Origin of the sequence: Streptomyces sp. NPDC127092 (genome assembly GCF_042722475.1) — a bacterium.
GTDB lineage: Bacteria > Actinomycetota > Actinomycetes > Streptomycetales > Streptomycetaceae > Streptomyces.
In genome coordinates this window covers 1-18,921 of the sequence record NZ_JBHXFE010000009.1, presented here as the reverse complement: position 1 = coordinate 18,921, position 18,921 = coordinate 1, and the positions used below count along the sequence as shown (strand labels likewise).

The window sequence follows — 18,921 nt, the reverse complement described above, 5'->3', positions numbered from 1 at the left end:
TTCAGCGGGTTGCCGGAAACCCGGACAGGACGGGGTCGAGGGGAGTATCTTGCGCCCCGGCATATGCCAGACGGCCAGTCCGGCGGTCTGCCCGCCGAACGGCCCGCCGGGTCACTCGTCCTTGTCGCGCCCGGACGAGCGGATCAGGTCCTGCCCGAACTCGATCATCTTCCGGGCGTAGTCCTCGGTCCACTCGGCCCGCTCCGCCACGGCGGCCGCCGTCAGCCGGTCGAACCGGCGCGGGTCCGCGAGCTGGGCCGCCGCGATCGCCTGGAACTCGATCGCCCGGTCGGTCGCCGCCCGGAACGCCACGGTCAGCTCCGTCGCCCGGGCCAGCAGCTCCCGGGGGTCCTCCATCGACTCCAGGTCGAAGAAGTGCTCCGGGTCGGCGGTCGCCTCGGCAGGCTCGAAGATCAGCGGCGCCGGCCTGACCCGCCGCTGTGCGCTCCGCTCCGCGGATTCCGCCATGGTCCTTCTCCTCCTCGCACACACGCGGCCCGGAAACCCGGGCCACTTCCATTCTCCCGCGCCTGGCAAGACCGCCGGAGGCCCCGTTTCACGGCGTCCAGGTCACTCGCAGCCGGGGGGGTGGGGCGGGCTCACGGCGTCCAGGGCACCCGGTGCTCCGCCAGGTGGGACAGGACCGCGTGGTTCGCCTCCCAGCCGTCGGGGAACTTCACCGTGACGCCCAGCTGGACCGGCTCCGTCGAGGGGTGTTCGTCGAGCAGCTCCGTGACGCCCGCGCGGCAGACGACGACGCAGGCGTGGCGGTGGCGGGAGGCGAGGACGCAGAGGCGGCCCGTCTCCAGGTGGAAGGCGGTGGCGTCCGGGCGGCCGGACAGCGGGTGGAGGACGACCGTGACGTCGTACTCGCGGCCCTGCAGGCGGTTCGCGGTGTCCACCGTCACGCCCGTGACGCCCAGCTCCGTCAGCGCCGCCCGCACGGCCGCCGCCTGGTCGCGGTGGGCCGTGCCTACGGCGATCCGGTCCGCGGTGAGCGGCACGGGATCGGGGGTCGGCTCGCTGATCGTGACGCCGCCCCGGTCCAGGAGCCGGCGCACCACCAGGGCGACGGCGTGGACCGCCTCCGGGTCCGTGCGCGGGGTGTGCCGGGCCGGCAGTTCGAGGAGGCCCCAGCCGGACTCGGCCGCCTCGTCCAGGACCCGGTCCGGGGCCGAGCCGTCCGAGGCCACGCCGAAGGCGAGGCGGCGGTCGCCGGGGCCGGTGCCGGAACGGAACGGCGTGTACGGGTAGAAGGCGTCGGAGACGAGCGGCGCGGCCGAGGCCGGGAGGCGCCAGGACACCGGGAGACGGTGCTGGGGCAGGTCGGGGTTGTGGGCCAGTAGCGTCGAGACGGCGGACGCCGAAGGGTCGTACGACAGGCCCGCCCACTGCTCCGCGCCCACCACGGAGAACGGGTCCAGCTGGCCCGGGTCGCCCACGAACAGCGCCCGCTCGAACAGGCCCGCCACCGCGAGCAGCGCGTCCGAGCGCATCTGGTACGCCTCGTCCACGATGGCGTGCGCCCACGGCTCCACGTTCTTCACGTGCGCCCACTTCGCGGCCGTCGACACGACCACGGGCAGGCCCGCGAGCTCCGCCGCCTTCGCCGATTTCCGTACCTGCTCCAGGTCTTCCAGCGCCTTGTCGTACGGATCGGAGTCGTTGGAGTGCAGCCGGCCGACCGGGAGGTCCGGCTGCTTGTCCGCGATGCGCAGCACCAGGTCGTCCACCTGGGCGTTGGTCTGCGCGACGATCATCAGCGGGCGGCCGGCCTCCGCCAGTTCGAGCGCCGCCCGCACCACCAGCGTCGACTTGCCGGCACCGGGCGGGGAGTCCACGACGACGCCCCTGGCGGTCCCGTGCAGGGTGCTCGCCAGGATGTCGGCGGTCGCCCGCGCGGCTGCCGCGGACGGGTCGAAGTCCGCACGGTCGAAGGTCACAGGATGTCCTCGGAGGTGATGGCGTCGGGAAGTTCGGCGGCGTCGGAGCGCGGGGGCCCGCCATGGGTCCACGGCGTCTCCTCCGGGTCCGGCAGCTTCGCGCCCGGCCGCTGGTCGTGCTCGAACAGCGTCCAGGCGATCCGCTCGCCCTTCTCCGGCACGGAGCCCTCCGCCGGGTCCTTCGAGCGGCCCATCCGGTCCAGGACGCGCAGGACCAGGGCCCCGTCGGGCTCCTGCCCGACGCACTCCGCCGCCTGCGGCTTCCCCTCCAGCGAGCGGTACACCTTCACGCCCTCGCCCAGATGCGGGCGGTCGTCCGTGCGGACCGTGAGCAGCGGGCGGGGGCGGTTCTTCTCGGTGCGCGTCATCGTGACCTCGACGACCTCCGCGACGAACGCCTCGCCCGCGAGCCGCCGTCCCGCCATGACCAGCGGGTCGTCCAGCGCCTCCTGCGCCTCCAGCTGGCCCTGTGCCTGCTCGCGCGCGGCCAGCTTCTGGGCGGCGGTCACGGCGTCGTCCCGGCGCGGCTGCGGCGGCTCGCCCGCCGCGATCCGGTCGCGCTGGCCGGTGAACGACCAGCGGTCGCGGGTCCACCGGTCGGCGACCCGCGCGCCCTCCGGGAGCTCCCGCAGCAGACCGAGCGCCCGCCACACCGCGTCCCAGGTGGGCTTCAGCTGGGAGGCGACCAGCCGGCGGATCTCCCGCTCGGCCCGGGTCAGCGCGGCCAGGCCGTCCTCGGCCGCCCCGCCGTCCTCGGCGGCGCCGAGCGCCTGGCGGGCCCGGTCGTACGCCTCGATCGCGGGCGCGAGCAGCCGGTTGTCGAAGGCCGGGTCGGTCGCCGGGCCGGCCGGCGGGCACAGCAACTGGCCCTGCGCGTCCCGCCCGAGCTCCGCGCGCAGTGCCGCCTCGGCACCGGTCTCCCCGTCCCGGTCGGGATCGGCGCCGATCCAGGCGAGCAGCGCGCCCAGGTGCTGGTCCTCCAGGGAGGACTGGCCGGTCGCCCAGTGCCGGTTCAGCAGGTCCGTCGCCGCGAGGAGCAGCGAGGAGCCCGGCACCCGGGCCCGCTCGCCGAAGTGGGTCAGCCAGCGCCCGAGGAGCGGCACCCGAGGCGGCGCGGGGAACGGTGTCTCCGGGTCCTGCTCGGCCGTCCGCCGGAACCGCATCGACCGGCCGAGCAGCCGCACGTACTCGATGCCGGCCCGGCTCGGCACCACCAACTGCGGCGCGTCCGCGCAGAGTTCGACCTCGACCTTGACCTTCTTCCCGGTCTCCGGGTCGGTCTCGGAGCGCTCGACGGCCTCGACCTCCCCGGCGAAGGAGTCGACGTACGGCAGGATCTCGTCGGCCAGTTCGGCGAGGAACGTGAAGCGCAGGTCCCGGTCGCGCGGCTGCGGCACGACCAGCAGCCGCGGCTCCTCCGGGTCCGTGCCGACCCACGCCCCAAGCCGCGCGCCCACCCCCCCAGAAATCTCCACAAACACAAAAAACAAACGCCGTCCCGGCAAATGTCCGTGTCGCACGGTGGCCAGCGGCTGCGCCCGGCCCGCCTCGACGGCCTCCATCCGGGCCAGCGTGGAGATCAGCGACATCAGGCCACCTCCGCCCCGCCCACGCCACCGGCGGCCCGCACGGCACCCGCGGCTGCCGCCAGCGCCTCGCCGCGCAGCGCCCGCGCCCGGCGCAGCGCCGCCACCGCCGGGTCCTCCGGGTCGCCCTCCTCGCCGCGCGCCGCCGCCAGGACCGCGCCGATCGTCGTCAGCCCGCCCAGCTCGCCCCGCAGGGACCGGCCGAGCGCCGCCACCGCGTCCGCGGCCCGGGCCCGCTCCCGGCAGTGGAACGCCAGCTCGCAGGCGGACAGGCACTCCGGCGCGTACGCGTGCGGGACGCACTCCACGGCCGCGGCCAGCTCCTCGGCCGAGCACTCCGCCACGTCGAAGGTGACGCCCTCGGGCAGCGCGTCCGCGATCTCCTCGATCCGGGTCAGCCGGGCGAGCTGGCGCCGGGTGACCGCCAGCTGCTTGCGGACGTCGACCGCCGAGGCCGTCGGCAGGTTGGAGAAGTCCTTCGGGCAGACGAGCAGCACCCGGTGCGCCACCTCGGCGCCCTCGGTCACGGACGCGATCCGCTCCAGTGCCAGCACGTACACCGCGGCCTGACGGGCCGCCGCGCCCACCTTCGACGCGTCGGCCGAGCCGTCGATCATCGGGAAGGACTTGATCTCGACGACCGTCCACCGCCCGTCGGGATGGACCACGACCGCGTCCGGCTCCAGATAGACCGGCGAGCCCGCGACCTCGAGCGCCAGCATCGGATGGTCGAGCAGCGCCCAGCGGCCGGCCGCCGTCGCCTCCCGCAGCGCGAGCGCCGTCCGGGCCGCCCGGCCCTCCGGCCCGGCCGCGGCGAGCTCCGGCAGGTCCACCGTCCCCGGCTCCGTGATGCCGAGCAGACCGAGCAGCTCCCGCCCGCCGTCCGCCTTCACCTTCGCCTCGAACGCGTTGCCCCGGGCGATCGCGAACTGCGACTGGCCGAAGCCCGAGGGCGCGCCCAGCTTCGCGGCGAGCGCGGTCTTGTCCACGCCCGCGCCGTCGAGGATCGCGCGCCGCCTGCAACCGGGGTTCGCGGCCAGGGCGGCCAGCGCCCGCGCGTCGAGCGGACGCGGCACGGCGGCCGGTCCGCGCAGCTCAGCGAGCCGATGACGGAATGTCGTCTGCGGCGGCCGGTGCGGACCGCTGCCCAGGGATGCGCTCACCCGCGGAAGTCTCCCATCCGCCACTGACAGACGGGGCGTTTCGCCGGGATCCGCACGTCATCACCCGGTCCGCCGGTCGGCCCGCCACCCGGTCGGCCAGGCGCATCGCGTAAGGCGCGAGCAGCAGCCCCGCGCCCATCACGGCCGCCCCGGCGACCGCGTCGAGGAGATAGTGGTTGGCCGTGCCCATGACGACGAGCACGGTCAGCAGCGGATGACCGACGCCGAGCGCCCTGGACAGCGGTGTCCGCCCGTACCGCCACAGCATCACGCCGCACCACAGCGCCCAGCCCACGTGCAGGCTCGGCATCGCCGCGTACTGGTTGGTGAGCGCGCCGAGCCCCCGCGGCGCGCTCGCCTCCCCGCCCCACCAGCCGTACGAGCTGAAGCGGGCCATGGTGTCCACGAAGCCGTGGCCCGGGTCGAGCAGCCGGGGCGGACAGGTCGGCAGCAGGGTGAAGCCCACCAGGCCGAGCAGCGTGGAGACCGTCAGCCAGGTCCGCGCGGCCCGGTAGTGCGCGGGCCGGCGGCGGAACAGCCAGACCAGGACCGCGGGCGTGACCAGGTAGTGGAGGGAGGCGTACGCGAAGTCGGCGGGCACGCCGAGCGCGGGCACCGCCGTGAAGAGCCGGTTCAGCGGGCGCTCCACGGCGATGCCCAGGAAGTCCTCCGCCCGCAGGATCGCCAGGCCGTGGCCGACCGCCGTGCCCACGTCCCCGCGGGCGAGGAGCCGCCCGCAGGAGTAGGCCGCGTACACCGCGGCGATCAGCACGAGCTCCGCCCACCAGCGTGGCCTGCGCATACCCGGTCCCCCCGTTCTCCCCGACCGAGTGAGGACGCCGGCACACGCTCCGGGGTTGCCCGGGGGTCACCCGGATTTCACGTGGGCGATGATGGGAGGGCACCCTTCCCGTGAACCCCTGGAGAGCCTTCATGGCACCGCGCATCCTGCTCGCCCGGCACGGCCAGACCGAATGGTCGCTGCTCGGCCGTCACACCGGCAGGACCGACATCCCGCTGCTCGACGAGGGCCGCCGCGGCGCGAAGCTGCTCGGCACCCGCCTCGGCCGCGGACCGTGGGCCGGGCTCGACGGGGTCGAGGTGCGCACCAGCCCGCTGGTGCGGGCCCGGGAGACCTGCGAGCTGGCCGGCTTCGGCGAGCGGGCGGAGAACTGGGACGCCCTGATGGAGTGGGACTACGGGGCGTACGAGGGGCTGACGCCGGCCGAGATCCAGGCGGTCCGGCCGGGCTGGCTCATCTGGCGCGACGGTGTTCCGGAGGGCGAGACCCTGGCCGAGGTCTCGGCCCGTGCCGACCAGGTCGTCGAGTGGGCCCGCTCGGCCGACCGGGACGTCCTGGTCTTCGCCCACGGCCACATCCTGCGGTCGATCGGAGCGCGCTGGCTGGGCGAGGACGTCTCCTTCGCCGCCCGCATACGGCTCGACCCGACGAGCCTGTCGGTGCTCGGCTGGGCGTACGGCGCCCCCGCGATCGAGCGCTGGAACGACACGGGGCACCTGGAGGCGTAGCCACGCCGGCCCCGCGCCCGGGCCTACGGTGGCCTCCGGTCAGCGCGCGGCGATGACCCGGCGCGTCTCGGCGAGCAGGGCGCGGATGCGGGCGGACTCGACGCCCTCCAGGGAGCCCTCCACGCGCCGGACCTCCACCGCCGCCTCGTCGGGGCGGCCCGCGCGGGCCAGGTTCCCGGCGAGCTGGGCCCGGTAGAGCGCGAGGTTGCGGGCGAAGTGCGGGTCCTGCAGGACCGTGGCGCGCTGGGCGTGGCGGGCCGCTCGGGACCAGTCGCCGAGCATCGACCAGCACAGGGCCTCCTGTGCCTCCAGCTCCGGCTCGCCGAAGAAGGACATCCACTCCGGGTCGCGGTCGCCCGGGCCGCGCCCGAAGTGCGCGTGGGCCCGGCTCAGGGCCTCCGAGCAGGCGGATCGGTCGCCGAGCCCGGCCCAGGCCCCGGCCTCCCGCAGGTTCAGCAGCGCGAGCAGCCGGTCGGAGCCGAGCGGCGCCGCGGCCCGCAGGCCGGCCTGGGCCGCCCGTACCGCCTCCCGGTGCCGGCCCGAGTCCCGGGCCAGGAACGAGGTGTTGCAGAAGGCGTGCGCCTCCAGGGCCTGGTCGCCGGCCACGCGGGCGGTGGCGAGGGCCTCGGCGTAGTGGGAGCGGGCGTCGTCGAGGCGGCCGGAGTCGTGGGCCAGCCAGCCGACGGAGATGGCCAGTTCACCGGCGCCGTTGTGCAGCCGGTCGGCCGTGGAGCGGCGGGTGGTGACGCCCGCGTCGAGCAGCGCGTAGGCGGTGCGCAGCGGCTGGGTGGCCCGCCGGTACAGGCCCTCGGCGCCGTGGCGGTCGTCGAGCAGCCGGATCTGGCGGACCGCGTCCTCGACCGCGCGGACCTCGGCGTCGCCGACGCGGTGGACGGCGCGGGGGGCGGGGATCGTGGCGGCGGCGGGGCCGCCGAGTCCCAGCGAGGCGGTCGCCAGGGTGGCGGTGCCGCCGGTCATGAATGCGCGACGCAGCACGTCGCTCTCCTCATCGTTCCGGGTGGTGATGGCGAGGGACGGCGGTGTCCCGGCCGCCGTGGCGGCCGGCCGCCGGCCGCGAACGGCCTCCCGCGCCGAGAACCCCAGGTCCGCAAGGCTCAGTCCGGGGAACATGTGCAGGAAGACCCGCTCGTACGCGTAGTTCGGGCAGCGGATCTCGCCCGCCTCGACGCGACCGATGTAGCGGGCGTCGCATGCGACCTGCTCGCCGATCTCCCGAGCCGCCCGGCGGACGCTCGCGGCGAACTCCGCCGGCGAACGCTGTCCGCGGAGCCTGCGGAAGGCGAGATTGGGAACTGCCCGTGACAACGCCATGGCCGAGCCCTCTCCTGGTGCTGCCGGTGTTCCGGCGGGGCAAGAACGTACCTGCTGTGACCGGCCGCGTACGCAGGGTTTGGCAACAAATCGGATATCTCGCACACGATCTGCCATGAACTGCCATCCTTTGCGGCGGCGTGCCGCCGTAGCCGTTGACGCCCACCGGCGTTGAACCATGCGGAGAGACGGAACGTGTCTCCTCTTCGGAGTGAGGAGGGTCCCATGGTGGAAATGGTGGAAACCGGAGCCATCGGGCCGGTCGCGTCGCAGGCGTCGACCGAGCGGCACACACCCACCCTGGATGCGAGCGCGTCCCCCGCGCCGGTCACGCCGCCCGTCGCGCCCTGCGACCTGGTGACGGTGCCGGCCCGGCAGGGCCTGGAGGCCGTGGACATCCTACGCCGCGGCGGCGCCCCGGCCGTCGGTCCCGTGCTGCACGACGGCGCCTGCGACACGCTCGGCTTCCTGGTGCCGCCCGGCACGGCCGCGGCCTGGGACATGCCGGGCAGCGCGTGTACCAGGACCGACGGCCGCGGGCTGCGGCTGCCGGAGCTGCCCGAGCTCCCCGGCCCCGACGGCGCCACCCCGCGCCCGGCCGACTGGCTGCTGCCGCCCGGCGACAGCGGCGAGGTCACCGACCCGGCGATGCTGCGCGAGGCCCTGGGCCAGGCGGCCCGGCTGATCGAGGCGGCCGACGGCTGCCGCTGAGCCCGCTTCTCCACCGGCACGGATAATGGGGCCGTGGCCAGGAACAGACAGCGGGAGCGGGCGGCGGGGGCCGTCGCGGTCGTCGAGACCGTGGACGGCGGACTCGCCGAACTCATACCCGACCGCGAGCGGGCGCGCGGCTGGACGCTGCTCATCGACGGCGCCCCGCAGTCGCACGTCGACCTCGACGATCCCGCGTACCTCTCCTTCGAGTACCAGCGGCGCCTCGGCCACATCGCCGATCTCGTCGCGCCGGCCAACCGGCCGATCCAGGCCGTGCACCTCGGCGGCGGTGCCTTCACCCTCGCCCGCTACGTCGCCGCCACCCGTCCTCGCTCCACCCAGCAGATCGTGGAGCTCGACGAGCCGCTGGTGCGGCTGGTGCGCCGTGAACTGCCGCTCGACTCCGGCGCCCGGATACGCGTCCGGTCCACCGACGCCCGCGCCGGACTCGGCAAGGTCGCGGACGGCTGGGCGGACCTGATCATCGCCGACGTGTTCAGCGGGGCCCGTACGCCCGCGCACCTGACCAGTACGGAGTTCCTGGCCGAGGTACGGCGGGTGCTGCGGCCCGGCGGCTTCTACGCGGCCAACCTCGCCGACGGCCCGCCGCTCGCCCATCTGCGCGGCCAGATCGCCACCGCCGCCACCGTCTTCCCCGAGCTGGCGCTCGCCGCCGACCCGACCGTGCTGCGCGGCCGCCGCTTCGGCAACGCCGTGCTGCTCGCCTCGGACCGGGAGCTGCCGGTGGCCGAGCTGACCCGGCGGGTGGCGACCGACCCGCACCCGGGGCGGGTCGAGCACGGACGGGCGCTCGCCGACTTCACGGGCGGCGCGGCGCCGGTCACCGACGCGAGCGCCAAGCCCTCGCCCGTACCGCCCGCGGCCGTCTTTCGCTGACGCCCGCCGGCCGTACGGTCAGCGCTCCTCGATCTCCACGCGCGGCGCGGTGTCGTGCCAGACGCAGAAGACGGAGATCTCCCGGCCGTCCTTGGTGAAGGTGACGCGGATCCAGGTGGGCTGCTTCCACACCTGCATCTGCCAGCCGGAGCCCGGGGTCGCGGAGACCAGTTCGGCCGAGGACGGGCCGAGGTCGAAGACGACGCGGCCGCCGTCCGTCCCGTAGCTCTTCACGCTGCCGGAGCCGCTGCCCGAGCCGCCGCCCGCGCTGCCGGAGCCGTCCCCGGAGCTGCTGGGCGTGGTCGTCCTCGGAGGCGTGGGCCGGTCGGCCGGGGCCGTGGCCGCCGTCCTGGAGGGGCGGGCGGTGCTCGGCGTGGCCGTGGGGGTCGCGGTGGGGGAGCCGGGGCGCGGGGTCGACGAGGCCAGCGGGTCCGTACCGGCGGCGGCCTCGCCGATCGCGCCCGTGCCGGACGGGATCGGCAGCGCGCGCGGCGGGTCGTAGACCGTGCCGGCCAGCACCGTGTGCACCCCCCACCAGGAGAGGGTGACCGCCGCCCCGGTGGCGAGCGACCACGCCAGGGCGTGAACCAGTCCTCTTCGCACCGGCTCATAGTGCCATCCCCCGGATGGCGTACGGTGCGGGCCATGGCAAGTGTGCTCGTGGTCGAGGACGACCAGTTCGTCCGCTCCGCCCTCATCCGGCATCTCACCGAGGCCTCCCACACCGTGCGCAGCGTCGGGACGGCCCTGGAGGCGTTGCGGGAGGTCGCCCATTTCCGGTTCGACGTGGTCATCCTCGATCTCGGGCTGCCCGACCTGGACGGGGCCGAGGCGCTGAAGATGCTGCGCGGGATCACCGACGTGCCGGTGATCATCGCGACCGCGCGGGACGACGAGGCCGAGATCGTCCGGCTCCTCAACGACGGGGCCGACGACTACCTGACCAAGCCGTTCTCGGTGGAGCACCTGTCCGCGCGGATGGCGGCGGTGCTGCGCCGGGCGCGCTCCTCGGGCGAGGCGCCGCCCTCGCGGGAGATCCGGGTCGGCGGCCTCGCCATCGACCCGCTGCGCCGGCAGGCCGCGCTCGACGGGACCGCCCTGGACCTGACCCGGCGGGAGTTCGACCTGCTGGCCTTCCTCGCCGGCCGGCCCGGCGTCGTCGTCCCGCGCAAGGAGCTGCTCGCCGAGGTGTGGCAGCAGTCGTACGGGGACGACCAGACCATCGACGTACATCTGTCATGGCTGCGACGGAAACTGGGCGAAACGGCCGCCCGGCCGCGCTATCTGCACACCCTGCGCGGGGTGGGCGTGAAGCTGGAGCCGCCGAGGGAGTCCCAGCCGTGAGATGGGCCCTGGTCAAGGTGTCGCTCGCCGTCACCGTCATGGTCGTGGTCGCCTTCGCCGTGCCGCTCGGCCTGGTCGTCAAGGAGATGGCCCGCGACCGGGCGTTCTCCAACGCGGAGCGGCGGGCCGCCGGACTCGCGCCGGTGCTCGCCATCACCACCGACCGGGAGCAGCTGGAGCGGGCCGTCGCCACCACCGACGACGGAGCCGAGGGACGGCTCGCCATCCATCTGCCGGCCGCGCCCGGCGAACCGGGCGGCGAGGGCGAGGTGATCGGCGCCCGCCGGGCCTCCGGCGAGGACCTGGCGACCACCCGCTCGCTCGGCCGCGCCACGATCGCCGAGGTGTCCGGCGGTTCCGTGCTGCTCCAGCCCACCGCGGTCAGCTCCGCGCAGGTCGCGGTCGTCGAACTCTTCGTCCCCGAGGGCGAGGTCACCAACGGCGTCGCCACCGCCTGGCTGGTGCTCGCCGCGGTCGGCGTCGCCCTGATCGTCGGCTCCGTCGCCGTCGCCGACCGGCTCGGACTGCGCATGGTGCAGCCCGCGCAGCGGCTCGCCCGGGCCGCGCACGAGCTCGGCGAGGGCAGACTGGGCGCCCGGGTCCGCGAGGAGGGGCCGCCGGAGCTCAAGTCGGCCGCCGTCGCCTTCAACTCGATGGCCGACCAGGTCGTCCAGCTGCTCGCCAACGAGCGGGAACTGGCCGCCGACCTCTCGCACCGGCTGCGCACCCCGCTGACGGTGCTGCGGCTCAACGCGGCCTCGCTGGGCTCCGGTCCGGCCGCCGACCAGACGCGGGCGGCGGTGGAGCAGCTGGAGCGCGAGGTCGACACCATCATCCGTACGGCACGGGAGGCGAAGCCGCAGACCCAGGCGACGGCGCCGGTCGCGGGCTGCGACGCCGCCGAGGTGGTGCGCGAGCGGATGGACTTCTGGTCGGCCCTCGCGGAGGACGAGGACCGCAAGGTGCGGGTCGCGGGCGTCGAGCGGCCGGTGCGGATCCCGGTCGCGCGGGCGGAGCTGGTCGCGGCGCTCGACGCGCTGCTCGGCAACGTCTTCCGGCACACCAGGGAGGGCACCGCCTTCTCCGTCGACCTCCACAACGGCGAGGACGCCGTGATCATCCTGGTCTCGGACGCGGGCCCCGGCATCCCCGATCCCGCGGCGGCGCTCGCCCGCGGCGCGGGCAGCGGCCGGGACGGCTCCACCGGGCTCGGTCTGGACATCGTGCGGCGGATGGCGGAGTCGACCGGCGGTGACGTCCGCATCGGGCACTCGGTGCTCGGCGGCACCGAGGTCCGCATCTGGATCGGCCTGGGCGACCGGGCCGCCGCCGGCCCGTCGGGCCGCCGGGGCCGGCGCCGCGGCCGGTGAACCTTTCGGCGTCCCGATGCCTTCCTTAAGCGGAGCCTAAGAATCCCAACCGCCGTCCGCTCCTTGCCGTTTGTCCGTTTCCCTGTCGCTAGCGTGCTGCCGCACCCCACCTCCCCCCACCCCCGGCACACAGAGGCAGGCACGCGATGGGCACCAGTTCGCACCGGCGCAAGGCGAGCGGCAGGACGAAGGCCGTCGGCGTGGTCGTGGCCGCCGCGGTGATCGGCGGCGCGGCGTTCGCGCTCTCCGGCACCGCGCAGGCCGCGTCCGTCGGCGCCGCGTACACCAGGACCAGCTCCTGGACCGGCGGGTACACCGGCCAGTACGTGATCACCAACGAGACGTCCAGCGTCCAGTCGGGGGGCTGGACGCTGGAGTTCGACCTGCCCGAGGGCACCAGCATCGGCTCCCTGTGGAACGGCGAGCACACCGTCTCCGGCCGTCACGTCACCGTGCGGCCCGCGAGCTGGAACAAGGTGCTCGCCCCCGGTCAGTCCGTCACCGTCGGCTTCGTCACCACGGCCTCCGGTCAGGCCGGCGACCCGGCCAACTGCCTGATCAACAAGGCCGCCTGCTCGGCGGGCGGCGCCACTCCCACCCCGAGCGGCCGCCCCACGACCCGGCCGACGGCCACGGCGAGCCCCACGGCCACGCCGGCCCCCACCCGGACGGCCACGCCCGCCCCGACGAAGACCACGACCCCCACGCCGACCCCGACCGCCACGGCGACCACGGCGCCCCCCGGCACCGCCGCGAAGTACGCCCCGTACGTCGACACCTCGCTCTACCCGGCCTACGACCTCCTCGCCACCGCCGACGCGACCGGGGTGAAGGAGTTCAACCTCGCCTTCATCACCTCCGGCGGCGGCTGCGCCCCGCTGTGGGGCGGCGTCACCGACCTGGCCTCGGACAAGGTGGCCGCGCAGATCGGCGCGCTCCGTGCCAAGGGCGGTGACGTGCGGGTCTCCTTCGGCGGCGCGGCCGGCCACGAACTCGCCCTGAACTGCTCCTCGGCCACATCCCTCGCCGCCGCGTACGGCAAGGTCGTCGACCAGTACCGGCTCACCAAGGTCGACTTCGACATCGAGGGCGCCGCCCTGCCGGACACCGCCGCCAACACGCGCCGCGCCCAGGCCATCGCCCAGCTCCAGAAGGCGCACCCCGGTCTGAACGTGTCCTTCACCCTGCCGGTGATGCCCGAGGGCCTGACCCAGCCGGGCGTGGACCTGCTCGCCGACGCGAAGCGGAACGGCGTCCGCGTCGACGCCGTGAACATCATGGCCATGGACTACGGGCCGGCCTACAGCGGCGACATGGGCCAGTACGCGATCTCCGCCGCGACGGCCACCCAGGCGCAGATCAAGGGTGTCCTCGGCCTGTCCGACGCGGCCGCGTGGAAGACCGTCGCGGTCACCCCGATGATCGGCGTCAACGACGTCGCCTCCGAGGTGTTCAGGGTCGACGACGCCACCCAGCTCGTCGACTTCGCCCGGTCCAAGGGCATCGGCTGGCTGTCGATGTGGTCCTCGACCCGGGACAAGCAGTGCGCGGCCGGCGCGGTGACCTACGCGGACGCCACCTGCTCCTCGATCCTCCAGCAGCCGCTCGCCTTCACCAAGGCCTTCGCCGCCTACAAGTAGCGCCGCCCGGACCCTCCCGGTCCCCCCGCACCGCGCGCCCCGGACGGTCCCACCCCACCACCGTCCGGGGCGCGCCCCTCGTTCGCGTCAGCCGGCCTTCGCCGTCCGCCACTCCTCGGCGTAGTCGTCGAAGATGGCCCGCAGGTGGTGGCCGATCTTCAGGTAGTCGAGGTCGTCGAGGTTGGCGAGCGAGACCCGGACCGACCACTCCGGGCCGTCGAAGCCGCCGCCGTTCAGGAGGACGACGCCGGTCTGCTCGGCGAGGCGGAACAGCGGGTCGACGGGCTCGTAGTTCTTCTCCAGGAAGTCGGCGAAGTCCTTGGTGTGGACGCGTTCGGCCTCCGCGAGGAGGTCCAGCTCGATGTAGTAGCCCGCCCGCTTCGCGTCCTCGGCGATCTTCATCTGGGCGCCTTCGAGGAGCAGGTCGAGGCGCTGCTGGACGATGCCGCGGATGCGCTCCTTGTAGGCCTGGCCCTCCGGCAGCATGTCGAAGAGGGAGAAGAGGGTCATCATCACCTGCTGGGGGAGCGAGAGCCCGGCGGTGTGGTTGAGGGCGACCTGGCGGGAGTCGGCGACCAGGCGGTCGATGAAGCGGATCTTCTCCGGTTCGAGGGAGAGGGAGCCGTAGCGCCTGTTCAGACGGTCCTTCTCCGCGGCGGGGAGGGCGGCGATCATCCTGTCGATGACGTTGTCGTCGTGGAGTCCGATGACGCCGAGCCGCCAGCCCGTCGCCCCGTAGTGCTTGGAGAACGAGTACACGAGCAGGGTGTTGTGCGGCAGGTCGGCCGCGATCGAGCGGAAGCCCGGCACGAAGGTGCCGTAGACGTCGTCCGTGACGATCACCAGGTTCGGGTTCTTCGTCGCGACGATCTCCCCGATCTGGTGCGCGACCCGCTCGCTCAGCGCCAGGGACGGCGGGTTGGAGGGGTTGACCAGGCAGAGCAGTCTGATCGACGGGTCCTCCAGCTTGGCGACCTCCTCGGTCGGGTAGCGCCACTCGCGCACGCCCGTCTCGGCGAACAGCGAGGCCTCGACGTGGACGACGTCGAACTCGTACGCGTCGAGTTCCGGGATCTCGATGTACGGCGTGAACACCGGCACCATGAGGGCGATCCGGTCGCCCTTCTTCAGGACGCCGTTCTTCATCAGGGAGTCGAAGACGTAGCACATGGCGGCGGTGCCGCCCTCGGTCGCGAAGTACGAGACGTTGCCGGCGGGCGGGCGGCCGTCGAACATCTCGTCCTCGACGTAGCCGCGGACCACCTGCTCGGTGTGGGGGAGGATCCGGTCCGGCACCGGATAGTTGTCGCCGATCGAGCTGTCGGTGAGCTCGTGCACGAACGCGTCCTTGTCGAAGCCGAAGCGCTCGACCGCGTACGCGACGCTCCTGCGCAGGAGCTCGATGCCCGGCAGGTCCGGGTGCTGCCGTACGAAGGCGTCGAAGCGCGCGCCCGACCCCATGAGCTCCGGCATGCCGCCCAGGTCGTCGGCGGTCCACACCCGCCGTGACTCCGACAGCGCGAAGTAGCCGAGCGCGTGGAAGGCCTCGCGCGGGCCGGTCGCCGTCCAGTTCGGGTTGCCGCGGCCCGCGTTGAGCATCTGCGCCTGCGTCCTGCCCTTCTGGCCGGGCCGGCCGGCCTGTGCCGCCTGGGCGATCGTGATGAACTTGTCCTTCAGCTCGAAGGGCGAGAGCTGCGCGAAGGACTTGATCTGGTCACGGGTGAACGTCGTCTTGGGCATGGTCCGTCCTTACGTACGTCAGTGGTTGAGGATGACGATCACGGCGCCCCAGATGGTCAGCAGCACGTTGCCCACCGCGTAGGGGATCGTGTAGCCGAGCGTCGGGATCTGGGACCGGGACTGCTCGTTGATGGCGCCGATCGCGGCGGTCGTGGTCTGGCCGCCGGCCAGCACGCCCATGAGGATCGGGAAGCGGATCTTCTGGATGTGGTGGCCGACGAGGAAGCCCACGAGCAGCGGGACCAGGGTCGCCACCGCGCCCCAGAGGAGCAGGCCCCAGCCGGCCGTGGACAGGCCGCTGGTGAAGCTCGGGCCCGCGTTGATGCCGACGACGGCGACGAACAGGCACAGCCCGAGCGTGTCCATGAACCACTGGGCACCCGGCGGCACGTTGCCGTACGTCGGGTACTTGCCGCGGATCCAGCCGAAGACCAGCCCCATGATCAGCGCGCCGCCCGAGGTGGACAGCGAGATCGGCACGCCGGAGACGGTGAGCGCCGGGATGCCGACGCAGCCGCCGAGGAAGATGCCGAGCCCCACCCACAGCATGTCGGTGGCGAAGGAGGTCGGCACCGGCTTGCCGATCGCCCTTCCCGCCGGGTCCACGAGCCGCCTGGGGCCGGTCAGGACCACGGTGTCGCCGCGTTCGAGCGTGGTGGAGAGCCGGTACGGGAACTCGGCGCCCGAGCGGTAGATCTTGTCGACGTAGACGCCGGCCATGAACGGCTCGCGCCGCAGCTCCGCGATCGTCCTGCCGAGCTGCGCCTTCTCCGAGGCGACCACGTGCAGCGTCTCGGTCTCGTAGCCGAGCAGCTCCACGTCGTCGGTCTCCGGGCCGATGTGGGTGCGGGCGTCGAAGTCGACGAGGGAGCCGCGCAGGGCGCTGACGGCGACGGTGTCGCCGGAGCGGAGCACCGTCTGCTGGGAGGGTTCGAGGATCTTCCCCTCGCGCCGCACCCGGGTGATGTAGATGCGGTGCCCGAGTTCCCGCTGCTGCTTCTCGAAGTCGTCGACGGTCCGGCCGACCAGGGGCGAGTGGTCCATCTCGTACGCGCGGAGCACGACCTCGTAGTAGCCCCGGGACAGGTCGGGGTCGTCGTCCGGTGCGTCGAGCTCCTCGGCGAGCCGGGCGGACTCGGCGGCCAGGTCCCGCCGGTAGAGCTTGGGCAGCACGTTGGCGAGGAGCAGCGCGCAGAGGATGGTGCCGAGCGGGTAGCACACGGCGTATCCGACGGCGACGAGGTTCTCCTCGGTCTTCACCTGGGCGGCGGACAGGCCCGGCAGGTTGCCGATGGCGTCCTGGGCGACGCCGATGACGGCGGACTGGGTGAGGGCGCCGCCGAGCAGGCCCGCCGAGAGGCCGGGGCCGTAGCCGAGCATCACGGCGAAGCCCCAGGAGACCAGCAGACCGGTCACGCAGACCACGAGCGCGTTGACGACCTGCGGCAGGCCGTCCTTCTTCAGGCCGCGGAAGAACTGCGGGCCGACCTTGTAGCCCAGCGCGAAGAGGAACATCGTGAAGAAGAGGTTCTTCACGGTCCCGTCGATGGTCACCTTGAACTGGGCGCCGAGCAGCAGCCCGGCCACCAGGCAGCCGGTCACGGCGCCCAGCGCGATCGCCTTGTAGCGGAGCTTGCCGAAGAGGAAGCCGAGGGCGACGGTGAGGAAGACGAGCAGCTCGGGATGGGGCTGGAAGATGTTCCGGTCGAGGAAGTCGATCATCGGGTGACGCGTCCTCTCAAGGTCTCCGCTCCTCTCATGTCCCGCGTCACGCCCCGAGGATGCCGACCAGCAGCGGGCCGGTCAGCGGGAGCAGGAAGTTGGACAGGGCGTAGGTGATCGTGTAGCCGAGCATCGGGACCGAGCTCTGGGCGACCTGGGTGACCGAGGTGATCGCCGGCGTCGAGCACTGCTGGCCGGCGATGGCGCCGATGAGCAGCGGGCTCTCGATCCCGAGCAGCCTGCGGCCGACGAAGAGGGAGAGCGTCGCCGGTACGAGGACCATGGCGACGCCCGCGAAGGGCAACAGCGCTCCGTACTCCTTGAGGAGCGGTCCCGCCTGCGGCCCGGAGACCAGGCCGGTGCAGGCGATGAACACCGCGAGGCCCATGTCCTTCAGGGTGGTCGCGGCCTGGGGCGGGAAGGCGCCGAAGGTCTGGCTGCGGGAGCGGAACCAGCCGAAGAGCAGTCCGGAGATCAGGCAGCCGCCGCCGGTGCCGAGCGACATCGGGACGTCGCCGAACCGCACCACGATCTGGCCGATCAGCGAGCCGGCCGCGATGCCCGCGCCGAGGTAGACGAAGTCGGTGGAGTCGTTCTTCACCACCGAGCCGATCTTCCTGACCAGGCTGCCGAGAGCGGAGCGGGCGCCGACCAGGGTGAGCACGTCGCCGCGCTGCACCTCGGTGTCGGGCGTCGCGGGGAGCACCTGGTCGCCGCGCTGGACGTCGGTGACGTAGACGCCGCTGTCGGCGAACTCCGGGTGGCTCTTGGTCAGTCCGTCCAGGGTCCGGCCGGAGACCGACTTGTCGGTGAGCGAGACCTGGGTGGTGGCGAGCGGGGTGTCGAGGCCGGGGACCGCGGGGGTCTCCGGGCCGATGTGCCGGCCGGCCTCGATGATGTTGGCCCGCCGGCCGACCATCAGGACCAGGTCGGAGAGGGTCAGTTCGAAGTCGGGCGGGGGAGGGGTGAGCACGGTGCTGCCGCGTTTGACGGCCTCGACGGTGACCCGGCTGCCGTTCCGCGACTCCAGCTGGGAGACGGTGGCGCCGTCCGCGAGGGTGACGAGGAAGGTGCGGCCGACCATGCCGGGCAGCGCCTCGCGCTCGTCGGGCTCCAGGCCGCCACCGCCGCCGCGCATCCTCTCCCACAGTGCGCGCGAGGCGTCGCGGAGGTTGATCCGCAGCATCATCGGCATCAGCTGGCTGGTGTAGATCACGATGGTGACCAGGCCGAAGAGGTAGCAGACGGTGTACGCGGTGGCCACGTGGCCCTGGTACGTGGTGATCTGCTCGGCCGTCAGGCCGTCCAGCTTGCCGATGGCCTCGGTCGCGGTGCCGACCACGGCGGACTCGGTGGCGGCGCCGGCGAGGATGCCGGAGGCGGTGCCGACGTCGAGGTCGAAGGCCTTGGCGAGGCCGAGCGCGATGCCGACCACGCAGACGACCTCGATGCCGCAGAGGGCGAAGAAGCGCAGGCTCTTGCGGTTGAGGTTGGCGAAGAACTGCGGTCCCGCCATGTAGCCGAGGGCGAAGATGAAGATCGCGAAGAAGATCGTCTTGACGTCGTCGGCGACCTGCACCTTGGTCCAGGCGCCGAGCAGCAGCGAGACGATGAGGGTGCCGCAGATGCCGCCGAGGGTGATGGGGCCCACGCGCAGTTTGCCGACGAGGTAGCCGGCGCCGAGGCAGACGAAGACGGCGAGTTCGGGATGGTCCTTGATCACTCCCACGGGCGGCTCACCGCGCCCGAGGGTGAGGGAATGTGAAGATATCGGACATAAGGGGACGCTAACAGTGGCGTACGGGCGAAGCCCTCCGCCTCGCCCGGACGAGTGACGGACAGCGGCTAGTGACCTGGTTCGGAGATCCTGTCGCAGTAGCGGCAGATGCGGTCGAGGATCTGGTCGGCGGTCTTGGTCCATGTGAAGGGCCGGGCGTCGT

16 protein-coding genes are annotated in these 18,921 nt (G+C 73.4%); 6 read left to right on the top strand and 10 right to left on the bottom strand.

What is annotated here, in order from left to right:
• Positions 1-111 precede the first annotated feature (111 nt).
• From ACFWJO_RS09950 to ACFWJO_RS09930, 5 genes are all read right to left on the bottom strand, one after another.
• Positions 112-468, bottom strand: a complete 357-nt coding sequence (locus ACFWJO_RS09950; RefSeq protein WP_386864235.1) for a hypothetical protein — start codon at positions 466-468, stop codon at positions 112-114.
• A 131-nt stretch (positions 469-599) separates the two neighbouring features.
• The gene (locus ACFWJO_RS09945) at positions 600-1,943 is read right to left on the bottom strand and encodes an AAA domain-containing protein (protein WP_386864234.1); all 1,344 of its coding nucleotides are present in this window, start codon (positions 1,941-1,943) and stop codon (positions 600-602) included.
• Positions 1,940-3,532: a hypothetical protein gene (locus ACFWJO_RS09940; RefSeq protein WP_386864233.1), complete on the bottom strand. Its 1,593-nt coding sequence runs from the start codon at positions 3,530-3,532 to the stop codon at positions 1,940-1,942. The genes ACFWJO_RS09945 and ACFWJO_RS09940 overlap by 4 nt, the downstream gene beginning before the upstream one ends.
• Positions 3,532-4,692, bottom strand: coding sequence for a hypothetical protein (locus ACFWJO_RS09935; protein ID WP_386864232.1), 1,161 nt, complete (start codon positions 4,690-4,692; stop codon positions 3,532-3,534). Before ACFWJO_RS09935 ends, ACFWJO_RS09940 begins: the two co-directional genes overlap by 1 nt.
• Positions 4,625-5,494 carry a phosphatase PAP2 family protein gene (locus ACFWJO_RS09930; protein ID WP_386864231.1) on the bottom strand — a complete coding sequence of 290 codons (870 nt, stop codon included), beginning with the start codon at positions 5,492-5,494 and terminating at the stop codon, positions 4,625-4,627. The genes ACFWJO_RS09935 and ACFWJO_RS09930 overlap by 68 nt, the downstream gene beginning before the upstream one ends.
• 131 nt (positions 5,495-5,625) lie before the next feature.
• On the opposite strand from ACFWJO_RS09930, the gene ACFWJO_RS09925 reads away from it, so the two are divergent.
• Positions 5,626-6,222, top strand: coding sequence for a histidine phosphatase family protein (locus ACFWJO_RS09925; protein WP_384409162.1), 597 nt, complete (start codon positions 5,626-5,628; stop codon positions 6,220-6,222).
• A 39-nt stretch (positions 6,223-6,261) separates the two neighbouring features.
• Here ACFWJO_RS09925 and ACFWJO_RS09920 read toward each other — a convergent pair whose 3' ends face one another.
• Entirely contained in the window at positions 6,262-7,554 is a 1,293-nt protein-coding gene (locus tag ACFWJO_RS09920) for a tetratricopeptide repeat protein (protein ID WP_386864230.1), read from the bottom strand.
• Positions 7,555-7,779: 225 nt separating this feature from the next.
• Between ACFWJO_RS09920 and ACFWJO_RS09915 the strand changes: the two genes are divergently transcribed.
• Entirely contained in the window at positions 7,780-8,265 is a 486-nt protein-coding gene (locus tag ACFWJO_RS09915) for a hypothetical protein (protein WP_386864229.1), read from the top strand.
• 33 nt (positions 8,266-8,298) lie between these two features.
• The gene (locus tag ACFWJO_RS09910; RefSeq protein WP_386864228.1) at positions 8,299-9,165 is read left to right on the top strand and encodes a spermidine synthase; all 867 of its coding nucleotides are present in this window, start codon (positions 8,299-8,301) and stop codon (positions 9,163-9,165) included.
• 18 nt (positions 9,166-9,183) lie between these two features.
• Here ACFWJO_RS09910 and ACFWJO_RS09905 read toward each other — a convergent pair whose 3' ends face one another.
• Positions 9,184-9,768, bottom strand: a complete 585-nt coding sequence (locus ACFWJO_RS09905; protein ID WP_386864227.1) for a hypothetical protein — start codon at positions 9,766-9,768, stop codon at positions 9,184-9,186.
• A gap of 42 nt (positions 9,769-9,810) precedes the next feature.
• Between ACFWJO_RS09905 and ACFWJO_RS09900 the strand changes: the two genes are divergently transcribed.
• From ACFWJO_RS09900 to ACFWJO_RS09890, 3 genes are all read left to right on the top strand, one after another.
• The gene (locus tag ACFWJO_RS09900) at positions 9,811-10,509 is read left to right on the top strand and encodes a response regulator transcription factor (RefSeq protein ID WP_386864226.1); all 699 of its coding nucleotides are present in this window, start codon (positions 9,811-9,813) and stop codon (positions 10,507-10,509) included.
• On the top strand, positions 10,506-11,879 hold the full coding sequence (locus ACFWJO_RS09895) for a sensor histidine kinase (protein WP_386864225.1): 1,374 nt from the start codon (positions 10,506-10,508) through the stop codon (positions 11,877-11,879). Before ACFWJO_RS09900 ends, ACFWJO_RS09895 begins: the two co-directional genes overlap by 4 nt.
• Positions 11,880-12,025: 146 nt before the next feature.
• Positions 12,026-13,519, top strand: a complete 1,494-nt coding sequence (locus ACFWJO_RS09890) for a cellulose binding domain-containing protein (protein ID WP_386864224.1) — start codon at positions 12,026-12,028, stop codon at positions 13,517-13,519.
• Positions 13,520-13,606: 87 nt separating this feature from the next.
• Here ACFWJO_RS09890 and ACFWJO_RS09885 read toward each other — a convergent pair whose 3' ends face one another.
• From ACFWJO_RS09885 to aspT (ACFWJO_RS09875), 3 genes are read right to left on the bottom strand one after another with little or no spacing between them, the layout of a single operon-like run.
• Complete coding sequence (locus ACFWJO_RS09885) at positions 13,607-15,259, bottom strand: bifunctional aspartate transaminase/aspartate 4-decarboxylase (RefSeq protein ID WP_386864223.1); 1,653 nt, start codon at positions 15,257-15,259, stop codon at positions 13,607-13,609.
• Positions 15,260-15,277: 18 nt separating this feature from the next.
• Positions 15,278-16,981 (bottom strand): aspartate-alanine antiporter, encoded by a 1,704-nt coding sequence (aspT, locus tag ACFWJO_RS09880; protein ID WP_386864222.1) that lies wholly within the window; start codon positions 16,979-16,981, stop codon positions 15,278-15,280.
• 46 nt (positions 16,982-17,027) lie between these two features.
• A complete protein-coding gene (gene aspT / locus ACFWJO_RS09875; RefSeq protein ID WP_386864221.1) occupies positions 17,028-18,710 on the bottom strand; it encodes an aspartate-alanine antiporter in 1,683 nt (560 codons plus the stop codon).
• Positions 18,711-18,921 lie beyond the last annotated feature (211 nt).